This is a genomic window from Spiroplasma sp. hy2 (genome assembly GCF_044714365.1).
GTDB classification, from domain to species: Bacteria; Bacillota_I; Bacilli_A; order Mycoplasmatales; family Mycoplasmataceae; genus Spiroplasma; species Spiroplasma phoeniceum.
Genome location: NZ_RXFZ02000350.1, coordinates 1 through 560, shown reverse-complemented (window position 1 = coordinate 560; position 560 = coordinate 1). Strand labels below are relative to the sequence as shown.

Sequence of the window (560 nt, the reverse complement as noted above, 5' to 3'; positions counted from 1 at the left end):
TTTATCATCTTGGGTAATTGTTAAATTCCCAATTCAGTCCCAAGGAATACCAAACGAAACAAAGTTTAAAAACTTTCCAATAGCAGGTATCGTAAAAGGATTAAATACTAGTTTTTGAGTGTAGTTTAAAGGTAATACTGTAATTTGGCGATTAATAAAATTATTCATATTTAAAATATCTCAAACATTACATTTACCCATTTTATTATATTCAATTTGAACTTGTCCAACTGTATTACCAAATTCATCTTTTCTTCTAAAATATGATGATGCTTGGGTACTAATAATATTATTAATAGTTCCACTATTTACTTTTATTTTATCTGGCGGAGTAATCATTCAATTTTTAGACCAATAAGGTTTAGAATTTGAATTTTCTTCCTTAATAGTTGTTCCAACAGTTGGATTAGTTGCTGTTGAACTCGCTTTATCGGTTATAACAATACCCTCATTATTTTTTTCAATTCAAAAATCAGACATTGATTGAATATGTTCTTTTCAATCTTTATATCCAGTAATAATAGTTGGTTGTATCCCTTGAATGTTATATCAACTTAMTK

General features: G+C 27.1%; 1 protein-coding gene. It reads right to left on the bottom strand.

Going from position 1 to position 560, the window contains the following annotated elements; translation table 4 throughout:
- The coding region (locus EHV01_RS06460) for a hypothetical protein (protein ID WP_422066740.1) at positions 1–560 on the bottom strand (560 nt) is incomplete at both ends.